The sequence below is a fragment of the Nocardia sp. CNS-044 genome, from assembly GCF_059570515.1.
In genome coordinates this window covers 186,718-205,360 of the sequence record NZ_JCANSX010000008.1, presented here as the reverse complement: position 1 = coordinate 205,360, position 18,643 = coordinate 186,718, and the positions used below count along the sequence as shown (strand labels likewise).

18 protein-coding genes and 1 pseudogene are annotated in these 18,643 nt (G+C 66.5%); 10 read left to right on the top strand and 9 right to left on the bottom strand.

What is annotated here, in order from left to right; translation table 11 throughout:
- The first annotated feature begins 8 nt into the window (after positions 1-8).
- A complete protein-coding gene (gene hutG / locus T333_RS20120; protein ID WP_496425446.1) occupies positions 9-944 on the top strand; it encodes a formimidoylglutamase in 936 nt (311 codons plus the stop codon).
- Between the two features lie 6 nt (positions 945-950).
- On the opposite strand, the gene T333_RS20115 is transcribed toward hutG, so the two are convergent.
- A complete protein-coding gene (locus tag T333_RS20115; RefSeq protein ID WP_355003253.1) occupies positions 951-1,475 on the bottom strand; it encodes a MepB family protein in 525 nt (174 codons plus the stop codon).
- Positions 1,476-1,673: 198 nt separating this feature from the next.
- Between T333_RS20115 and T333_RS20110 the strand changes: the two genes are divergently transcribed.
- The 3 genes from T333_RS20110 (at position 1,674) to T333_RS20100 (ending at position 4,384) form a co-directional block, all read left to right on the top strand.
- Positions 1,674-2,384: a GAP family protein gene (locus T333_RS20110; RefSeq protein WP_496425445.1), complete on the top strand. Its 711-nt coding sequence runs from the start codon at positions 1,674-1,676 to the stop codon at positions 2,382-2,384.
- 293 nt (positions 2,385-2,677) lie between these two features.
- The gene (gene ald / locus T333_RS20105; RefSeq protein ID WP_496425444.1) at positions 2,678-3,787 is read left to right on the top strand and encodes an alanine dehydrogenase; all 1,110 of its coding nucleotides are present in this window, start codon (positions 2,678-2,680) and stop codon (positions 3,785-3,787) included.
- A gap of 162 nt (positions 3,788-3,949) precedes the next feature.
- Positions 3,950-4,384 carry a hypothetical protein gene (locus T333_RS20100; protein ID WP_496425443.1) on the top strand — a complete coding sequence of 145 codons (435 nt, stop codon included), beginning with the start codon at positions 3,950-3,952 and terminating at the stop codon, positions 4,382-4,384.
- A gap of 164 nt (positions 4,385-4,548) precedes the next feature.
- On the opposite strand, the gene lipP1 is transcribed toward T333_RS20100, so the two are convergent.
- Positions 4,549-5,502, bottom strand: coding sequence for a LipP1 family hormone-sensitive lipase (gene lipP1 / locus T333_RS20095; RefSeq protein WP_496425442.1), 954 nt, complete (start codon positions 5,500-5,502; stop codon positions 4,549-4,551).
- A 50-nt stretch (positions 5,503-5,552) separates the two neighbouring features.
- Here lipP1 and T333_RS20090 point away from each other — a divergent pair, with 50 nt between their 5' ends.
- Positions 5,553-5,963, top strand: coding sequence for a MerR family transcriptional regulator (locus T333_RS20090; RefSeq protein WP_357255205.1), 411 nt, complete (start codon positions 5,553-5,555; stop codon positions 5,961-5,963).
- 124 nt (positions 5,964-6,087) lie between these two features.
- Positions 6,088-6,981, top strand: a complete 894-nt coding sequence (locus T333_RS20085; RefSeq protein ID WP_496425441.1) for an alpha/beta fold hydrolase — start codon at positions 6,088-6,090, stop codon at positions 6,979-6,981.
- A gap of 199 nt (positions 6,982-7,180) precedes the next feature.
- Here the strand turns inward: T333_RS20085 and T333_RS20080 are convergent, their stop codons facing one another.
- Positions 7,181-7,429: a hypothetical protein gene (locus T333_RS20080; protein WP_496425440.1), complete on the bottom strand. Its 249-nt coding sequence runs from the start codon at positions 7,427-7,429 to the stop codon at positions 7,181-7,183.
- A 145-nt stretch (positions 7,430-7,574) separates the two neighbouring features.
- Between T333_RS20080 and T333_RS20075 the strand changes: the two genes are divergently transcribed.
- Together T333_RS20075 and T333_RS20070 are read left to right on the top strand one after the other, a co-directional pair.
- On the top strand, positions 7,575-8,303 hold the full coding sequence (locus T333_RS20075; protein ID WP_496425439.1) for a helix-turn-helix transcriptional regulator: 729 nt from the start codon (positions 7,575-7,577) through the stop codon (positions 8,301-8,303).
- A 43-nt stretch (positions 8,304-8,346) separates the two neighbouring features.
- Positions 8,347-9,297 carry a sterol desaturase family protein gene (locus T333_RS20070; RefSeq protein WP_355003243.1) on the top strand — a complete coding sequence of 317 codons (951 nt, stop codon included), beginning with the start codon at positions 8,347-8,349 and terminating at the stop codon, positions 9,295-9,297.
- A gap of 148 nt (positions 9,298-9,445) precedes the next feature.
- On the opposite strand, the gene T333_RS20065 is transcribed toward T333_RS20070, so the two are convergent.
- From T333_RS20065 to T333_RS20055, 3 genes are all read right to left on the bottom strand, one after another.
- On the bottom strand, positions 9,446-9,838 hold the full coding sequence (locus tag T333_RS20065) for a VOC family protein (protein WP_496425438.1): 393 nt from the start codon (positions 9,836-9,838) through the stop codon (positions 9,446-9,448).
- 242 nt (positions 9,839-10,080) lie between these two features.
- Positions 10,081-10,968 (bottom strand): cyclopropane mycolic acid synthase family methyltransferase, encoded by an 888-nt coding sequence (locus T333_RS20060; RefSeq protein WP_496425437.1) that lies wholly within the window; start codon positions 10,966-10,968, stop codon positions 10,081-10,083.
- 243 nt (positions 10,969-11,211) lie between these two features.
- A complete protein-coding gene (locus T333_RS20055; RefSeq protein ID WP_496425436.1) occupies positions 11,212-12,846 on the bottom strand; it encodes a CocE/NonD family hydrolase in 1,635 nt (544 codons plus the stop codon).
- Between the two features lie 928 nt (positions 12,847-13,774).
- Between T333_RS20055 and T333_RS20050 the strand changes: the two genes are divergently transcribed.
- Complete coding sequence (locus T333_RS20050; protein WP_496425435.1) at positions 13,775-13,963, top strand: hypothetical protein; 189 nt, start codon at positions 13,775-13,777, stop codon at positions 13,961-13,963.
- Here the strand turns inward: T333_RS20050 and T333_RS20045 are convergent.
- Positions 13,947-15,275 (bottom strand): alpha/beta hydrolase family protein, encoded by a 1,329-nt coding sequence (locus T333_RS20045; RefSeq protein ID WP_496425434.1) that lies wholly within the window; start codon positions 15,273-15,275, stop codon positions 13,947-13,949. The two genes, T333_RS20050 and T333_RS20045, sit on opposite strands and share 17 nt — an antisense overlap.
- A 92-nt stretch (positions 15,276-15,367) precedes the next feature.
- Positions 15,368-16,591 (bottom strand): annotated as a pseudogene (gene thrS / locus T333_RS20040) (threonine--tRNA ligase); the annotation flags it as partial.
- A 371-nt stretch (positions 16,592-16,962) separates the two neighbouring features.
- Here thrS and T333_RS20035 point away from each other — a divergent pair.
- On the top strand, positions 16,963-17,571 hold the full coding sequence (locus T333_RS20035; RefSeq protein WP_496425433.1) for a TetR/AcrR family transcriptional regulator: 609 nt from the start codon (positions 16,963-16,965) through the stop codon (positions 17,569-17,571).
- 52 nt (positions 17,572-17,623) lie between these two features.
- Here T333_RS20035 and T333_RS20030 read toward each other — a convergent pair whose 3' ends face one another.
- Positions 17,624-18,325, bottom strand: a complete 702-nt coding sequence (locus T333_RS20030) for a DUF8020 domain-containing protein (protein WP_496425432.1) — start codon at positions 18,323-18,325, stop codon at positions 17,624-17,626.
- Between the last annotated feature and the right edge of the window lie 318 nt (positions 18,326-18,643).

The following is an 18,643-nucleotide window of genomic DNA, read 5'->3' as shown; positions in this document are numbered from 1 at the left end:
CCACCACGATGCACCCCGCGCCCCGCTGGACCGGCCGCACCGACGGCACCACGCCCGAGCATCTGCGCTGGCATCAGGTCGTCGAACCGTACGTACCTGGCGCCGAGCCGGGCGCCTGCGTGTTCGTCGGCTTCGCCAGCGAGGAAGGGGTGCGGCGCAACAAGGGCCGCGTAGGTGCGGCGGCCGGACCCGATGCCCTGCGGCAGGCACTCGCACCCATGGCGCTGGCCGAACCGCATCGCGCGTTCGACGCGGGCACCGTCGCGGTGACCGACGAGAAGCTGGAGGAAGGCCAGCGTGACCTCGGCGCCACCGTCAGCGCCCTGCTCGACGCCGGTCACTTCCCTATCGTTCTCGGCGGCGGGCACGAAATCGCCTACGGCACCTACCTCGGCGTCGCCGGATCCGCGCGGCGTACCTCGACCACCCGTGTCGGAATCCTCAATCTCGACGCGCATTTCGACCTCCGCGCCGATCCGGTCCCCAGCTCCGGCACCCCGTTCCGGCAGATCCTCGAAGCCGAGGGCGACGCCGTGCGCTACGCCGTGCTCGGTATCAGCCAGCCGAGCAACACCGCCGCGCTGTTCGACACCGCCGCGAAGTTCGACGTCCGCTACCTCCTCGACGACGACTGTGACCCCACCACGTCGCTCACCTTCGTCGAGAACTTCCTCGCCGAAGTCGACTTGGTGCACCTGACCATCGATCTCGACGTCCTGCCCGCCGCCGTCGCGCCGGGCGTCAGCGCGCCCGCGGCGTTCGGGATCCCCCTTTCGACGATCCAATCCGTCTGTGACCGGGTGACCATGAGCGGCAAACTGGCCGTCGTCGACGTGGCCGAGCTGAATCCCAGCCTGGATATCGACAACCGGACCGCGCGCGCCGCGGCACGGCTGCTGCACCGCATCGCCACCCGGCACGTCCCGCACCGGGCCCTCGGCTGACCGCTATCAGCGGGACCGATCATCGAGACCGGGACACACCGGGTCGTAGAGCCGCTGGGCCCGCCGCAGATCTACCTTTTCGCCGTCGTCGAGTTCGAGAAAGAAGTCGCACTGCCACTTCTGGGACCGCATCGCTTGCCGGTTCTGGGTCGCGGACCACGGCGGATACACCCGAAATCCGCGCTTCCCGCCGCGACCGGCCACGGAAACGACGCCGTGCTCGACCAGTGCCGCCTTCGGGAACACGAACTGACCGAAACGCTGCTCTTCTCGGGCGGTGATCACCAGCAGATCGACGCCGTCCTCGGCCGCCAACGGCTCCGTCGACCCATCCGCCGCACGCCTCCACACCGTGACGAACAGGCCGACCTTGGTCGGTGTCAGCTTGCCGACTCGAAACCTGATCGACCCGCGACCCACGCGGGAAACGAACGCCCCGTACTCGGCGTTCTCCGTCTCGGGAAGCGCCGCCGCGAACGCCAAACCCAGCGAGTCGAGAAGAAGCCTCGCCTCGGCCACATCGGGATGCACACCAACCAACTCCTCACCGAACAAAGACCCGCGACGGCCTGTCCCATGCTGAACACCACGGCACAACAGGCCGGAGCCCCCGGCAAGGCAGCCTACGAGGCGCACGTCGATGTACGACCCGGTGTCCTTCTTTTGTCGGATGTGGGTGGGAGTTCAGCTGCTCGACGATGAGAGTCCTGCCGGTCCGAAAGGAATTGCATGACTTTCACTCTCGTCGCGGCGTTGATCGGGCTCGCGCTCATCGACAGCACCAGCTTCGGCACGCTGCTGATCCCCATCTGGTTGTTGCTGACTCCGGGGCGGTTGCGGGCCGGGCGGATCGCGGTCTACCTCGGGACCGTCGCGGTGTTCTACTTCGGGGTCGGAATACTGTTGGTCCTCGGCGCGGACGCCGCGCTGACAGCGGTGGGCGCGATCGAAGTCCCACCGGTTCCGCTGCGAATCGGGCAACTGATCCTCGGCATCCTCATCATCGCGCTGAGCTACCGGCTGGAGGCCAGGGCCGAACGACGGGCCGGGACGCCAAGCAGGATCCAGCGCTGGCGGTCCAGAACGATGGCGGGCGACGGCAGCGCGGGGAGCCTGATGAAGCTCGCACTCGTGGCCGCCGCCCTGGAAGTCGCCACCATGCTCCCCTACCTCGCCGCCGTCGGACTGATCGCCAATGCCGATCTCCCCTGGCAGCTGACCGGCTTCACCCTGGCCGCCTACTGCGTCGTCATGACCCTGCCCGCCATCGCCTTGGCACTGGCCCGCCTCGCCGCGCACCAGCGGGTCGATCCGTTCCTGCAACGAATCAACGACTGGTTCACCCGGAACAGCGCGAAGGCCCTCGGGTGGACCGTGGGCGGGATCGGCATCGGCATAACTCTCAACGCCGCGACCGTCCTCGCCGTCAACCCGACCTGAACCCATCAGGGGATCGCGCCGGCAAGCAACCCGGCATCCAGCCGTTCACTCCTGGCGTCCGCGCTCTGCGGCACCACACCGCGGAGGTCTCCCGGAAACGGCGAAGATGATTCGACCAGGCGGCCGCGGTAACCAATCGATCCGATAGATCCGCGTGTGATTCGCCTCTTTCGAGAATCATCTTCAGACATCTGGATCTGATATCGCAGAATCTTCACACTAGATCCTGAAGCGACCCCGTCCGATAGGGACTCGCTCTAGCTCGAACAGCGACGAGACGATCAGGAGTGCTGATGAAAATCGGGATCCCCCGCGAGGTCAAGAATCACGAATACCGAGTGGCGTGCACGCCCGCCGGTGTCCGTGAGCTTGTCTCTCGCGGACACGAAGTGTTCCTCGAGGCGGATGCCGGCGCCGGATCGGCGTTCGACGACGCCGCCTACAGCTGTGTCGGCGCCCACGTCCTGCCGACGGCGGACGAGGTCTGGGGTGTCGCGGATATGGTGCTCAAGGTGAAAGAGCCGGTGGCCGAGGAGTATTCGCGGATGCGCGCCGGGCAGCTGCTGTTCACCTACCTGCACCTGGCCGCCTCCAAGGAGTGCACCGACGCGCTGCTGAACTCCGGCATCACCTCCGTGGCCTACGAGACGGTGACCGGACGCGACGGCAGCCTGCCGCTGCTGGCGCCGATGAGCGAGGTCGCGGGCAGGCTCGCACCCCAGGCGGGCGCCTACCACCTGATGCGCAGCGAAGGCGGCCGCGGCGTGCTCATGGGCGGGATTCCCGGCGTGCGACCCGCCAAAGTGGTCGTACTCGGCGCGGGCGTTTCCGGACGCAACGCCATCGCCGTCGCGGTCGGAATGCGCGCCGACGTCACCGTGCTGGATCTGAACGTCGCCCGGTTGCGCGAGGTGGACGACCTGTACCGCGGGCAGGTCCGCACCGTCGTCTCCAACGCGTTCGAGGTCGAGAACTCCGTGCGCGAGGCGGATCTGGTGATCGGCGCGGTCCTGGTGCCCGGCGCCAAAGCCCCCGAACTCATCTCCCACGATCTCGTCGAACAGCTCAAGCCCGGCTCGGTGCTGGTCGACATCGCCATCGACCAGGGCGGCTGCTTCGCCGATTCCCGGCCGACCACGCACGCCGAACCCACCTACCGGGTCCACGATTCGGTGTTCTACTGCGTCGCGAACATGCCCGGCGCGGTACCCAACACCTCCACGGTGGCTCTCACCAACGCCACCCTCCACTATGTCATCGCCTTGGCGGAGCGCGGCTGGCGCGACGCCGTCGCCGCGGATCCCGGCCTGGCCGCCGGACTGAGCACTCACCAGGGCACGCTGCTGTCCGAATCCGTCGCCGCCGCACACGGATACACCGCCGGACGGCTCGTCGCGGCCTGAGCGTCGTCCGAGGCCTGGGCGGTGGGCGTTGTGCAGGCGCATCTTCGCACCGCCCCCTCGCCTCGCCGTCCTCCGGCGCTGCCCGACCGCCGTGCGTTTTCGCAGTTCGGGGGTGGTCGAGTGGCGTTAGGGTGAAGGGGGGTGAGTGCGAGGAGTCGAAAGATGAGCACCACTGTTCTGATCGTGATCATTGTCATCGCCCTGGTCATCCTGCTGGTCGCCGCCTGGGTGCTGTTGCGCAAACGGCGCGAACACCAGCGGGTCGAGGCTCGGGCTCTCCGTGACCGCGCGGCCGAACGCGACGCCGAGGTCGCTCAGCGGGAGGCGCGGGCCGAGGAGATCGCCGCCAGGAGCCGGGCGGCGAAGGCGGAAGGCGAGGCCAAGGTGGCGCAAGCCGAGCAGCTTGCCCAGCAAGCGCACATGGATCGCAGCGCGGCGGCGGATTCGCGAACCGAATTGGACAAGGAGTGGGAACGCGCCGACAAGGTCGATCCGGACACGAAGTTACGCGAGAAGCAGCGAGGCGCCGACACCGAACAACCGCCCCCGCAGCCCCTGACATCGACACAAAGAACCGATCGCTTCCGCCCGAGGTGACCGTCTCCTGAGCAGTCGGCACATTGAAATCGCCCGCGACCCCAGCCTGGCTTGAAGCCGATGGAAGTGTGCGTCCAGAGACAACGCGGTAAGCCACCGACAGGTGAACGGCGGCCGCCACGAGGAAGATGCCTCTCCGCTATCTCAGGATCCGGGGACCAAGCTCAGCGGACGAACGCCTTTCGCAGTGCTGTCGCTGCTTCGGATCGGGCTTTCGCGCTGTCGTCGAAGGGGTGCCGGACGAATTCGTGGATCATTCCGGGATAGCGGCTGACGGTGACCGGGACGCCGGCCTCCTCGAGACGCCGACCGTACTGTTCACCCTCGTCTCGCAATGCGTCGAATTCGGCGGTGATGACGAGTGCCGGTGGAAGCCCGGCCAAGTCGGGGGCGAGCAGGGGTGAGACTCGGGGATCGAGCTTCTCCGCTTCGGTGGTCAGGTAGTGGTCCATGAACCAGTACTGGGTGGCCCTGCTGATATTGCCGTACTTACCCGCGTACTCGCGGATGGAGTAATTCGACCTCCGGAAATCGAGGTCGGGATAGATCAGGAGCTGGAAGGCCAGGGCAGGCCCGCCGTGCTCCCGCGCCATCAGCGCGACAACCGCCGCCAAGTTGCCTCCGGCGCTGTCGCCGCCGACAGCGATCCGGGTGGGATCCCCGCCTATTTCGGCCGCGTGCTCGGCGACCCATCGCGTCGCGGCGTAGCAGGCATCGGGCGCCGCCGGATATTTGTGCTCCGGCGCCCGCGGGTAGTCGACGGAGACCACGATGGACTCGGCGCCGTTCGCGAGACTCCGGCACAGGCCATCGTGGGTGTCCAGATCGCCGAGCACGAACCCGCCACCGTGGAAGAACACCAATACCGGGAAGGGGCCATCGCCCGCCGGAGTGTAGATCCGGACTCCGATCTCCCCATCCGCCACGGGGATCACGCGGTCTTCGACGGCGGCGACAGCTTCGGGCTCCCCCAGGAGAGCGGCACCCCTGCGCACCCCTTCGCGCGCCAGCTCGAGGGGAAACGTGTGCAGCTCACCGAAATTGAACTGTGCGAGCCGCTCCAAATATGCCTCGACCTGCGGGTGCAACGAGATCTGGCCTTCTGTTTCTTCGGTCATGCGCCTATGGTGCAACTTGAAGCACGGTTCAAGTCAAGGAGTGATCGGGCATGACGTCGCTGGATATCGCCGAAGTCGCCGAGCGGGCCGGGTTGGCTCCCTCCGCGTTGCGGTTCTACGAGAAGCGCGGCCTCATCGAGCCGGACGGCCGCAACGGTTTACGCCGCACCTACCGCCCCGATGTGCTCGCCCGACTGGCCCTGGTGACCTGCGCGCGCTCGGCCGGTTTCACCCTCACGCAGATCGCCAGGTTCCTGACAGCCACCCCCGACGACGCCGAACTCCGCGCCCACTTGGCCAAGAGAGCGAACCAGCTCGACGAGGACATCGCTCGCCTCACCAGAATGCGCGACGGCCTCCGCCACACCGCGACCTGCACCCACCGACCGCTGGTCGACTGCCCGGAATTCCAGCGCATTCTCGCCACTCCGGAAGCCGAGGCAGCGGAGGCGCCCGTGTAGCCGAATCCGCCGACGACGCTCCCATTCGACGAGGCCGAAGGGTTCGCTCTCCACCCACGGTCGGATCGCCGTCTCCACCTGCGGACGGTGGTTCGGTGGCCACCCGGCGAACTATCGTGGCGTCATGCCTGTTACCGCCGGTACCGCTACCGAACCGCCAGTCATCCCCGGGGTGCGCCGATCGTTCAGCACCGCCCGCGGCGTTCGATTCCACGTCACCGAAGCCGGGCAAGTCGACGGCCGACCGGTCGTGCTGCTGCACGGCTGGCCGCAGCACCACTACGCCTACCGGGATCTCCTCGCCGACCCGCCCGAGGGACTCCGGATCATCGCGCCCGATCTGCCGGGCTACGGCTGGTCGGGCCCGGCGCCGCATCGGTGGGCGAAGGACGACGTCGCCTCCGATGTGCTCGCGCTCCTCGATGCGCTGGACCTGAAGCGAGTGCTGCTCGTCGGACACGACTGGGGCGGTTATGTCGGATACCTGATGGTGCTGCGCGAGCCCGAACGTTTCGACGGCTACCTAGCACTGAACATGGCGCATCCCTGGGTACCCGCGGCAACGGTGACGCGGCATCTCTGGCGCTTCCTCGCCTATCAACCGCTGCTCGCCATCGCGGGCGTGCCGCTGCAACAGCGCACTCGTCTGCTCGAACGGCTCATCTCCGCCGCGATCACCGACCGCAGCGCGGTCGACCTCGAGGTGGTGCGAATCTTCGCCGACCGCTTCCGCGATCCGGTCTGCGCCCGCGCCGCCACCGACACCTACCGCACGTTCTGGCTGCGCGAAATCCCGAGTGCCGCACGCAATCCCGAGCGTCGGCGCGTCACCATCCCCATTCGCGCACTGTTCGGCTTGGACGACGTCGCTCTTCATCCTTCCCTGGCCGCCCCCGAAACCGCCCGCGCCGACGACTACACCCTCGAAACCGTCACCGGCTGCGGACATTTCATCGCCGACGAACGCCCCGACCTGGTCCGCGCCCGCCTGATCGAGCTCGCGGCGGCCACGACCTAGCGAACTCCGTCACGACAGACAGCCGACACCGACCCTACCCACGTCGCCGCCCGGAACCGGTGCGGCTGTTCGGCCTCGATGGCCCGCAGGTAGGCCGCGCCACGCGGTGCGATCTCGTACCCCGTCGCCAAGCTACGGGTCAGGCCGAGATTCTCGTGCGAACCGGCGAACGAGCGCGGCGATGCCCCGAGTACGTCGGCTACATCGCGTGGCGTTCCGCGACGAGCGCCTCGGTCACCACCGCGGCGATATCCCGGGTGTCCACGAAACTCAGCGCCGCCGGCGACCGGGAGCCGCAGCGTTCCCGCGCCCGCGAGGGCGATATCGCGGAGCGGCCCCTGACGTTCTGGTGGAACCAGTTCGGGCGCACGATCGTCCAATCGAGCGTCGAGGACTGCAGACGCAGCACCAACCGGCGCTGGTCGACATCTTCCGGCGCGTATTCCATACGGAAGAAATGGTGCTCGTGGAAGTTGAGGCTGTCGGCTCCCCGGGTACGCTCACGCGATGTCGTCGGCGTTTTCGGTCAGTGCAGCGATCAGCGCGACCCCGGCTGTACTCGTTCCGCTTCGCTCAGCCGGAAGCGCACCGCGGTGACGCCGCGCTGGCTCGGCGGGGTCCTGTTCACGCCGGGCCTGATGGCCTTCACGGGCGACATCGGCGACACCGCGGCTCATTCCCATGCCGCCGTGCAGATCTTGCTCGTCACCGCGGGCGACGTGACGGTGATCGACGCCGCCGGACGCTCCACGACCGCCGAGGTGGCGATCATCCCGCCCGGTGTACGCCACGAAGTGCGCGCCACCCCCGGAGCCAAAGGCTTCATCGCCTACCTCGACTCCGCCGATCTCGTCGGCCGTGCCGCCCTCACTCGACTGCGTGGCCTGCCAGCCGATGCGGCCATCAGCTGGATCACCGCGGCAACGCCGCGCACCAGAGTGGAAGCACCGCAACCGCATTCGATGCCGCGCCGGTCCGCGCACCCGGTGGTGACCGAGGCGCTGCGCGTGGCAGCGGTCTCCGCGGGCGGCCCACCGTCGCTGGGCGATCTCGCGGCCGCCGTCGCGATGTCGCCGAGCCGCCTGTCGCATCTGTTCACCGAGCACGTCGGTCTGCCGTACGCGGCGTGGCGGCGTTGGACTCGGCTTCAGCTGGCCGTCGGCACCGTGCGCGCGGGCGGCTCGCTGACCGAAGCCGCGCACGCCGCGGGTTTCACCGACAGCGCTCACCTCACCAAGACCTGCCGCGACCTGTTCGGCATCACCCCCACCGAAGCACTCATCGCCACCGGCTGGCGACCACCACCCGCGCGGCTCAGCTGATTTCTACAAGCCTCGACCGGGCCGCGACGGCGACGCTGAACCCATGTCCACAATCATTCGCCCCCTGGTCCGCTACGGCTACGCACCGCTCTTGCTGCTGGGCATCAACGGCGCCGGAATCGCCTTGGCCGCAAGCGGAGCCAACAAAGCCTGGCTGCTGGCCCTGCTGGTTGCCGCTATCGCATTGTCGTTCGGCGCCGAACGCCTGCTGCCGTATCAAGGTGTCTGGAACAGCTCCCACGGCGACGTCGGGCGCGACACCGCGCACACCTTCGTCAACGAAACGCTCATTCTCACCAGTGTCGCCGCCATCCCGGCCTTGGCCGCGCTCGTCCCCGGCGACGGGATCTGGCCCACCGAGTGGCCTTTCGTCGTTCAAGTACTGATCGCGATTCTGGTCGCCGACTTCGGCATCACCCTGACGCACTACGCCAGCCACAAGATCGGGCTGCTCTGGCGGTTTCACGCTGTGCACCACAGTGTTACGCGGTTCTACGGCCTCAACGGCCTGATGAAGCACCCCCTGCACCAGACACTCGAGATGACCGCGGGCGTCACCCCGCTGCTGGTGGCCGGGATTCCGGTGCCGGTCGCGGCGGCGTTGTCGCTGGCGGTCGCGGTGCAGCTGCTGCTACAGCACTCCAACGCCGACTACCGCGTCGGCCCACTCGAATACGTCCTGGCGCTCAACGAAGGCCACCGCTTCCACCACCTCAAATGGGCGGGCATCGGCGACGTCAACTTCGGGTTGTTCACCCTCGTCTGGGATCACCTGCTGCGCACCTTCAGCTACGACCCCGCCCGCCGCTTCACCAGCGCCGACCTCGGCATGGCCGCCAAACCCGACTACCCGGTGGGCTACCTCGCTCAGCTCGCCGAACCCTTCACCCGCCACGGCGCCTGCACCACGGCCTCGGGCGACCACACCGAAAAGCGTTCGGACGCACCATCGATCAGTCAGGTGCCGCCAAGTCGAGCGCGAGCCAGTTCGTAACATGCCAGCCGATGTAATCGCGAAGCATGCGCGATGTGTCAACCGAGGGGAAGTTGGTCGAACGATTCGGCCGCAGCCCACATCGGGGTGACGGACTGCCACCCGAGAGCGAGTCGTCGTGCGTTCCGCCCTCGGGTTCGGCAACTGGTCAGTGACCTTCCGGCGCCGCCAAGGCGGATTCGGACGCCTTGGCGACCTCCATGTCGATCTCCTGGATCTGGATCGTCACACCGTCCGGATCGACGACCCGCAGGCTGCGACCGAAGTCCTCGTCGAAGATCTCGTACTCGTAGCCCTGCTCGCGCAGCCGGTTCGCGACCACCTCGAGCTTCTCGTCGGTCGCGAACCCGAGTTCGACCGAGCCTGCCGGACGCCCTTTCGAGACCCTGAAGTCGTGCAACCCGACGGCCCCGGCGTCGGCCGAAAGTTGCGCCCACACATTGACACTCGCGTCCGCGTCGAACGCGAGCCCCAGACCGGCGTAGAACCTCCGGCACGACTGCACATCCGACACATACCTGATCGGCAGCACAGTCAACATTTCTTTACCTCCTTCTCGGAACGGACGAACCGAGTGTCAGGCGGCATCCGCGCACAACGCCCCGTCCCGCCGTGCGATCGCCGGAATCCGACACACACACGGCTGTGTCGACGGAATCCGACACGCGACAGCCGGTTCGGCGGTAGGCGAGGATCCGGCGATCGGTGTGCGGCATCCGCTTTCGCCACCGGGTCTCGCGGACGAGTTCACCGCGCCGCGCTGACCGCGCTCGCCCACGGGTACTACTTCTTGACCAGGCTGAACTGCACGACGTCGATGTAGCCATCGCGGAAGAACCTGCCGCAGCCGCTCAGGTACTTCGAATAGGTGTCGTAGGTTTCCTCTGAGGTCAGCGCGATCGCCTCGTCGCGATGTTCTCTCAGCGCACGGGCCCAATGCTCGAGCGTGACGGTGTAATTCGGGCCGAGCGGATGCACGCGCTGGACGTCGAAGTGCGCCGCGCGGGCGTAATCGATCACCCATTGCGGCTCCGGCAGCTGGCCGCCCGGGAAGATCTCGCTGGCGATGAACTTGCCGAATTCGAGTATCTCGCGATTGATCGGCAGTCCTTTCGCGCGCCACTCGTGCCGGTCGAACTGCACGATCGTATGCAGCAGCATCCGTCCGTCGGCGGGCAGCATGCGGTGACACTTGTCGAAGAACCATTCGTACCGCTCACGCCGGAAATGTTCGAACGCGCCGATGCTGACGATACGATCCACCGGCTCGTCGAATTCTTCCCAGCCCTGCAGCAGCACACGGCCGCGCCTGGGTCCGCGATGCGCCTCGAACAGGCTGTTGACGTGCTCGTATTGGTTGCGGCTCAGGGTCAGCCCGATCACGTCGACGTCGTAGCGCTCCATCGCGCGCATCATCGTCGAGCCCCAGCCGCACCCCACGTCGAGCAGTGTCATGCCGGGGCGCAGATCGCATTTGCCCAGCGCCAGGTCGATTTTGGCCAGTTGCGCTTCCTCGAGGCTCATCCCCTCGCGTTCGAAATACGCGCAACTGTAGGTGCGAGTCGGATCCAGGAACAGCGCGAAGAAATCGTCGGACAGGTCGTAATGCGACTGGACGTCCGAATAGAACGGGACCAATCCCTCCGTGCTCGTTCCGTTCTCCGGAGACATAGTCCTCCTCGCCAGCTGGATGAAATGTGCGTCGAACAGGAGGAGCGCGTACCACAAAATACTCTGCGGTGAGGTCGCGCGGGCGCGATCGGCAGGAGTGCGCCCTCGAGACCGGAGACATCCGCGCGCTGGGTCCGGCCAGCTGACCAGAGCGCCGGAACTCGGCGGCGCCCCCGTTCCGAGAGCCGCCGAGCCGAAGAGGCTCGGCGGCTCGCGGAATCCGTGTACTCGGTCGCGGGGCGGTCAGGACGACATGGGCAGGTCCACGTAGGCCGGACCGTTCTGGTTGGAGAGCGTGACGGTCGTACCCGCGATGGTTTCGTCGCCGTACAGGTGATCCTTGGTGTCGACGATCATCGTCAGATGGTGACCGGCGGGGATCCGGTAGTCGGCCGCCTGCAATCGAGCGTTCACCACGGTCGGGCGACCGGCCTCCGCATTCTGCACGGTGACGGCAGCATGGGTGATGATCTGCATTTTGCCGGTGAAGGGATTGTGGTCGAACAGGTAGGCGAAAACGGTGACCGTCTTGTCGGAGGGAGTGACGGTGACCTGCATTTCAGGGGCGCCCGCGATGCGACGGGGCTCGGGGAACGGCTCGGTGGTCCAGACCGCGGCGGCGCCACGGTCGACGTCGTCGAGCAGCTGCCGCTTGGGCATCAGCAGTCGTTCGAGGAAACCGTCGAACACCAGCGTGCTGGCCGCCCTGACCTGTTCGGTGCCCGCCTGAATGCTCTGGCTGTAGGTCTGCGCCGGAGATGTCGTCAGCGCACCGTCGGTGGACCCGCCGCTCGGTGCGTTCAGGTAGTAGCGCAGCATCGAGTTCGACCAGGATTTCAGGTCCGCGGCGGCTTCTGTGGCGAAGTTGTACATGGTCTCGGTGTGCACGACGCCGTCTCGGTCGATGCCGTTGTCCACACCGAGCAGGTGGTGGTCCAGCCAGTCGTAGGCGGCTTCGGTGGTCCGGGTGTAGACGCCCAGGAGGATGCCGGGAATCTCCACCGCACCGTGGTCGCCGACGGCGAGGTCGAGGCGCTTCGGGCCGGGGTAGCGATCGAAGTAGTCGAGCAGCTGATTCTGCGGGAAGATCGTTTCGTGCCAGTAGCTGGTGAAGAATGTTGGCACGGAACGCTTTTTACTCACGTGCGCGGGCGAGCGCGGCTTCGCCCACTCCAGCACCTCGTCGATGTTGGTGTTCTCGCGGAAGTCTTCGAGGACCTGTACCAGTTCGTCGCTCGGCCGGTCGCTGATCGCGGCGAGGGCTTCCGCGGCCGCGATGTGCCGGGTCCGGTTGTCGTAGAGCGCTTGGCCGAGGTCCGCCCAGGTGCTCAGCGCGACCACCGCCTTGACCCGGCGATCCTCGTTGGCGACCAGCTGGCTGATGCCGGAACCGTAGGAGATGCCGAGCATGCCGATCCGGTCCGGGTCGGCGTCGAGTCCGCTGTTGGCGAGCGCCCAGTCGATGACCTTGCGTCCGTCCGCGATGTCCTCGGGACCTGCCACCGTCAGTTTCCCGTCGGAACCCGGCAGCCCCCGTTCGGTGTACGCGACGACGGCGTATCGGCGCATCAGCAATCGGATGATGGCGCCGCCGTACATCTTCCAGCCCTTGGGGTCCAGTCCGGCGGGAAGAATGACGAGCGGGTGCGGGCCGCCGGTGTTCGGCCATGCGGCGAAGGCGTCGAGCAGCACGCCTTCCGCACCGGGAATCTGCTCGGCGCCGAGGCGGCACTGGGCTCGGACCGCGGCGATATCGTCGACGAGGTCCGCGGGGACACCGGTCGCGTCTCCGGTGAGCAGATCGTGCACGACCGCGTCGACGTCGTGGTCCTGATCGGGGGAAAGTAGTCGCAGTCGGTCCTGGCGAGGCTGGGTCATTGCATTCCTTTCCTGTTCCGTGCGAGAGGGTTTCCTGAGCCGCGCCGCTGGTTTCGAGGCGCGAGTAGGTATCGGAATCGCGAATAGTGTCGATCCTGCAGACGGGGAGGCGGATTCGCCGCACCGGTCGAATTGCCGACGATCGCGCCCGGCGAACGCCGAGTTGATCGCGAAACTGTTCAGCGAAGAACATCTCGTGGTCGCCGACCTGGGTCACCCAGGACGAACAACCCGCTTGATCGACGGTCCGAATACCCCGTCCGGCTGTCGCCGTGGCCAATAGACGACCGATATCACCCAGCCTGCCAAAATGGCGACCGGGGTTCCACGAATACGGCGAGATGGCGATGACTATTCGAGGAATCGAACCGTACGAACTGCGTCCACTATCACGAGAGACCTGTCGATGACCATGCCGCGCCCCCTGCTCGTAGTGCCCACACAGAATCGAACCCGAGGTACGGATCAAGTACCGTTGTGCGCCTTTACGTCTCGAACGCTGTACCGATCTCTGCCGCTCCCGATTTTACCGTATGAAAGCGAGATCGAATACGGCTACTCGACAAGCGCCTCGCGCGCACTCCGGTATCGACTACCGAACGAGGACAATATCCGCGTGTGCGGCTTCGTACCGAAGGAAGTCGTGTACGGTCGCGACACCGTAGCTGGATCTCGGCTCCCCTCCCTGCAGTGTTCAGTAGACAGTGCAGCCACCGATGGGATTGGCCTTCGGGCCGGTCAACGAGGTAGCGGAAGGCGTCATCGCGCCACTGACCGAACTTCATCGACGGCAGGCCCGCAGAGACCGGGCAGGGCTCGCGCCGCCCGCACTGACCAAGAGATATACCGATGCCAGTAACAACGCTACTCTCTGGCGCATCGAACACGATTCGAACGCGACGCGCTGCGGCAGGCAGGCGTCAGCGGGGTGCTGGTCCTGGATGGCATCAACGGCCTCGGACTACCGCCCCCCCCCCCGACGCCGACGCCGACGATCGCCAGGTACGAGGAACTCGTCGCCACCGCGTACCGCCACGGCAAGAAGATCTGGCTGGGCACAGTGCTACCCGCCACCACCCGCTCCCCCACCGGCGGGATAGCTACGGATGCGGAATGACCTCGGGCAAGTGCTCGATCGCCTCGATGATATCGGCATCGACACGACCGAAGACCACGTCGAAATAGACGCGCAGATACCCGCGCTGGAGTTCTATCGACCGATCCGCGTCGATGGAGCCGACCGCCTTGGTTCTCGTGTCCGCGAGGAGGAGTCCGGCCGTAGCGAGTTGCGGCAGGATCGCCTGCTGGTCGCAGAAGGACATGTGCTCGGTGCCCGACACCCGCAGCGGCAGTTTCGATCCGGTGTTGTTCCGCCAGTAGGGTTCCCAGCCGGGCTTACCGAACCATGGCGACGATTCACTCGCGAGCATCAGCAGCGGACGATCTATTCCGTCGTCGGCGACCGACCCCAGGATGGGTCCGTCCAGATTGACACCCGCGCGAATCCTTGGGTCGTCGTGCAGAGCCTGGGTCGTGGTCGAACCGCCGAGCGAATGTCCGAACATTCCGACGTGTGACAAGTCCATGTTTTCAGCAAGATGCGCAGGCAGCGTATTGCCGAGATCCGAAGGCTGGCCCGCAACGTAGGCGGCGAGCCGATCCAGCACGAATCTGGTATCGGCGACCCGTGTCGGCAGCAGGAGATCCCGCAGCACTTCCTGGGGCGAATCCAGCGGAACCACCGTGCGTTCGATCCGGCCATCTGGGAAATGGACGGCGAACGCTTCATGCGTGTGGTTCATCGCGACCACGACGTAGCCATGGCTGGCCAAATCCTCGGCTTGGGCGGTGCTCCAGCCTGTGGTGTCGCCCATCCCGGGAGAATTCAGCAGGATCGGGAACCGGCCGATATCGGTGCGGGCGGGCAGATCCTCGCGACTGTGGCTGAGACCGAGTGTCCAACTGCCTTGTGGTACACCGAGTTCGGTGAGGTAGACGTGCTGTGCCTCTTGTCCGCCGAGCGGCATCCAAGGTGCGGGCGGTGAGGTGCTGCCCTCGGCCGGATACCAGATCTGGATCATCAGTTCGCGGCGTCGACCGGCGTCCCACGGGTCGGCGCGGTCTGGGTCGATCAGATGTAGTTCGGTGACGCCGACGGAATATGGGCCTGTCGGAGCAGGAAACGAGAGAGTCACAGAGTGGCTCGGTGATGTCTCGGGTGACGCTCCCGCCGCGCCCACGGTGCTTGCGGCGACCATCAATGCTGTTGCGACGGCAAACACGAATCGCCGTAAACCCTTGCGCGCTATGACAACTCCCCAGGTCGAGCGGCTCTCGGTTCCACAGCCTACAAGATCGACCACAGGCCGAAGCCAGCGGAGATCTGGCCGCCGTTGTCGATTGATGGCGGCCCTGACGCCTACGTTCACTACTCCGCCGCCTCCGGCTCGGGATTCGAATCCCGGGAATAGCCAAAGGCAGACAGGCACAGGACGTCCGCACGATCTGAGCGACGCAGCCGTCAGTCGGTCCACAAGCGGGTGTCGTGGCGCTCGATCGAAGCGCGGATACGCGCGACGGCGGCACCCATCGACTGGGCGGGGAGGCGGCGTCCGTCTCGCAGCCGCACGGATACCTCCGCCTGTGCGATCTCGGCGGGTCCGAGAATGAACTGGTATGGCGCCAAACGGTTCTCGCGTACACGCGCCGCGAGACTGCCCGCTTCGAGACCGGCGACGCGGGCGCGCAGCCCGGCATCGACGCACCGGTCACGAAGCTCGGCAGCCGGGGCTTCCTCGGCGGCGGATATCGGCAGCACCGCGACCTGAACAGGTGCCAGCCACGCCGGGAATGCGCCGCCGTGTTGTTCGATCAGGTGGGCGACCGCGCGTTCGACGCTGCCGATGATGCTGCGGTGCACCATGACCGGTCGATGCTTGCCGCCGTCGGGGCCGATGTAGTGCAGATCGAACCGCTCGGGCTGGTAGAAGTCGACCTGCACGGTGGACAGGGTGGATTCGCGCCCCGCGTGATCGGCTACCTGAACGTCGATCTTGGGGCCGTAGAACGCGGCCTCTCCCTCGACTGCCTCGTACGACAATCCGGCCCCGTCGAGCACCTCGCTCAACAGCTTGCTCGCACGCGACCACATATCCGGTGCCGCAACGTATTTCCCGCTCGCTCCGGGCAGCGACAGCCGGTAGCGGGCGGCGGTGATCCCCATGGCACGGTACGCGGAGCAGATCAGGGCCAACGCGGCGGCGACCTCGTCGGCGACCTGATCCAGGGTGCAGAAGATGTGCGCGTCGTTGAGCTGAATGGCGCGCACGCGGGTCAAACCGCCCAGCACCCCGGATAATTCGGAGCGGTACATCGCACCGAGCTCGGCGATCCGCAGCGGCAGTTCGCGGTAGCTGTGTGAGCGGGATCGGTAGATCACCGCGTGGCCAGGACACAGGCTGGGACGCAGCACCACCTGCTCACCGCCGATATCCATCGGCGGGTACATGTCGTCGTTGTAATGCGCCCAGTGCCCGGAGATCTCGTACAGCTCGCGTTTGCCGAGCACCGGCGAGTACACGTGCCGGTAGCCCGCCCGTCGTTCCGCGGCGCGGATGTACTCCTCGAGGGTGTGGCGCACGATCGCCCCGTCGGGCAGCCAGTACGGCAAGCCCGCTCCGATCAGCGGGTCGGTGTCGAACAGGTCGAGTTCGCGGCCGAGTTTTCGGTGGTCGTGCATGTGGGTCTCCTCCCAGTCGAGGGCGAATGACCACGCGAGAAAGCCCCGGGCATTCGCCCGGGGCTTCGATCAGAACAGGGTTCAGCGCTCCGGGACGTCGTCCGGCGTCGTCGTGGACTGAGCGCGCTGCATGCCGAGCACGCTACCTCCAAGGGCCACCGCTGCACAATCGCGATACCGCCCGCACCACACCGGACGAAGTGCGAGATCCGTTGTGGCGTACAGCAATCGACCGTCCGGAAACCCGGAAACGGCTTGGGCGGCGATGCCCATACCGATGCCGCAAGCCGACCGGAACGTTATTGGACATTGTGTCGATATTCGCCACGATGTCGTGTTCCGATATGGTGTCCAGGATTCGCCTGGGAAGGGGCCCGATGCCGTCCGAAGATCGCCGTAGCCGTCGCAGTCGTCGCCTGCTCCGCGAGGCGTTCCTGTCGTTGGTGCTCGAACGCGGTTACTCCGCGGTCACGGTCGAGGACATCACCGAGCGCGCCGATCTGGGCCGGGCGACCTTCTACACCCACTATGCCGACAAGGACGCACTGCTCGATCAGGTCGTCACCGAGCTGATCGAGGAGATGCAGCGGCGTGTGCGGCCGTTGGTGGCCGAGTCGGTGAAGGGATTCACCGGAAAACCGGTGCTGGAGATGTTCCGGCACGCCGCGGAGGAGCGCGACGCCTACCGTGTCGTGCTGCGCGGGGAGGGCGATGGCCGTGCGTTGCGCCGTTTCACCGAGGACCGCAGTAGCGCGGCGGCGGAGATGTTCGCCGAGCGAGCCGCCGCTCAGGGCGTGCGGTTGCGTATCGACGCGGAGGTGCTGGCGCGAGCGTGGGTCGGTGAGCTGATCGCGCTGTTGTCGTGGTGGCTGGAGTCGGGCAGCACCGCGAGCGCCGAAGAGATCACCGGCCAACTGCTCGATCTGTCGCTACGCGGCCGGTACTGGGCGTCGGGTTTCGATGACGAACCACCAGCACGGCATTGATCAGGACACGGGCCCCGCGCTGTAATGCGCGGGGCCCGTACGCAGCTCGGGATCAGCGAGTCGCGGGCGGGGACGCAGGCATGGGCGCGTTCACGGTCGTGAAGTACTGCACGGCAGCCGCGAGCGCGGCTGGCGCGGCGATGAACAAGGTCCCGCCCATCGCACCGACCGGCGCCATGACCAGAGCTCCGGCCACACAGCCGGCCAGGGGGCCGAAGATGGCGGTGAGCACCGCGCTCGGGGCGGCGACCAGTCCGCCCACGACGCAGCCGACGCCGCTGGCCACCGCACCGCCGATGATCGCGCCGATCATGACCGCGAAGCGGATCTGACCGTCCATCTTGGTGAACGCTTCGCGGTCGCGCTCCTCGCGGGTGCGCGCGGCGATCTCCTCGACGGTGGCGATCGGCGTCGCGGGAGTCGCGCGGGCCGGATCGGTGATCGGAGTCAGCGTCGCGGTGCGGCCCTCGACGGTTGCCTCGATGGTAAAGATCTTGTCATCGAGGTGGAACGACAGCGGCACACTTGCCAGCAACTGCCCGTCGGCAGCCGTCACCTGGAATTGATCCCCGGTCACCGACATCGCGCCCGCGTCGGTAGTGATGACGGCCGATTTCCCGACCTGGGTGGCGGTGTAGTTCACGCCCGACGCGGGCGAGGGCACCTGCGCGAGTTCCGCGTGGGCGATTCCGCTCGACGCCGCGACTACTCCGACGGTCAGTAGCGCTGCGACCGCGCCGGTCCTGATCTGCATTCTGCTCGAATTCCGTTCTCTGCGAGGGCATCTCGATCGACGCCTGGGTCACGACCGCCGTTGCAACTAAACAGACAAGCTGTCTATAAATAGACATTTAGTCTGATATTGAACGACGGGTCAGACTGTAGTTGTGACACATCCCACTCGTCAACCGATGCAGTGCCGCACGCCACATCGAGAGCGCTAGTGGCAGTTTCTAGACATGACGTCTATTTTTAGGCATCATGTTCAACAAAGGGGGATCGTGCTGGACCGTCACACAGCAAGGACGAACGTGCTGAACGAGGACATCGACCACTGCCCGCCCGGCGGGCG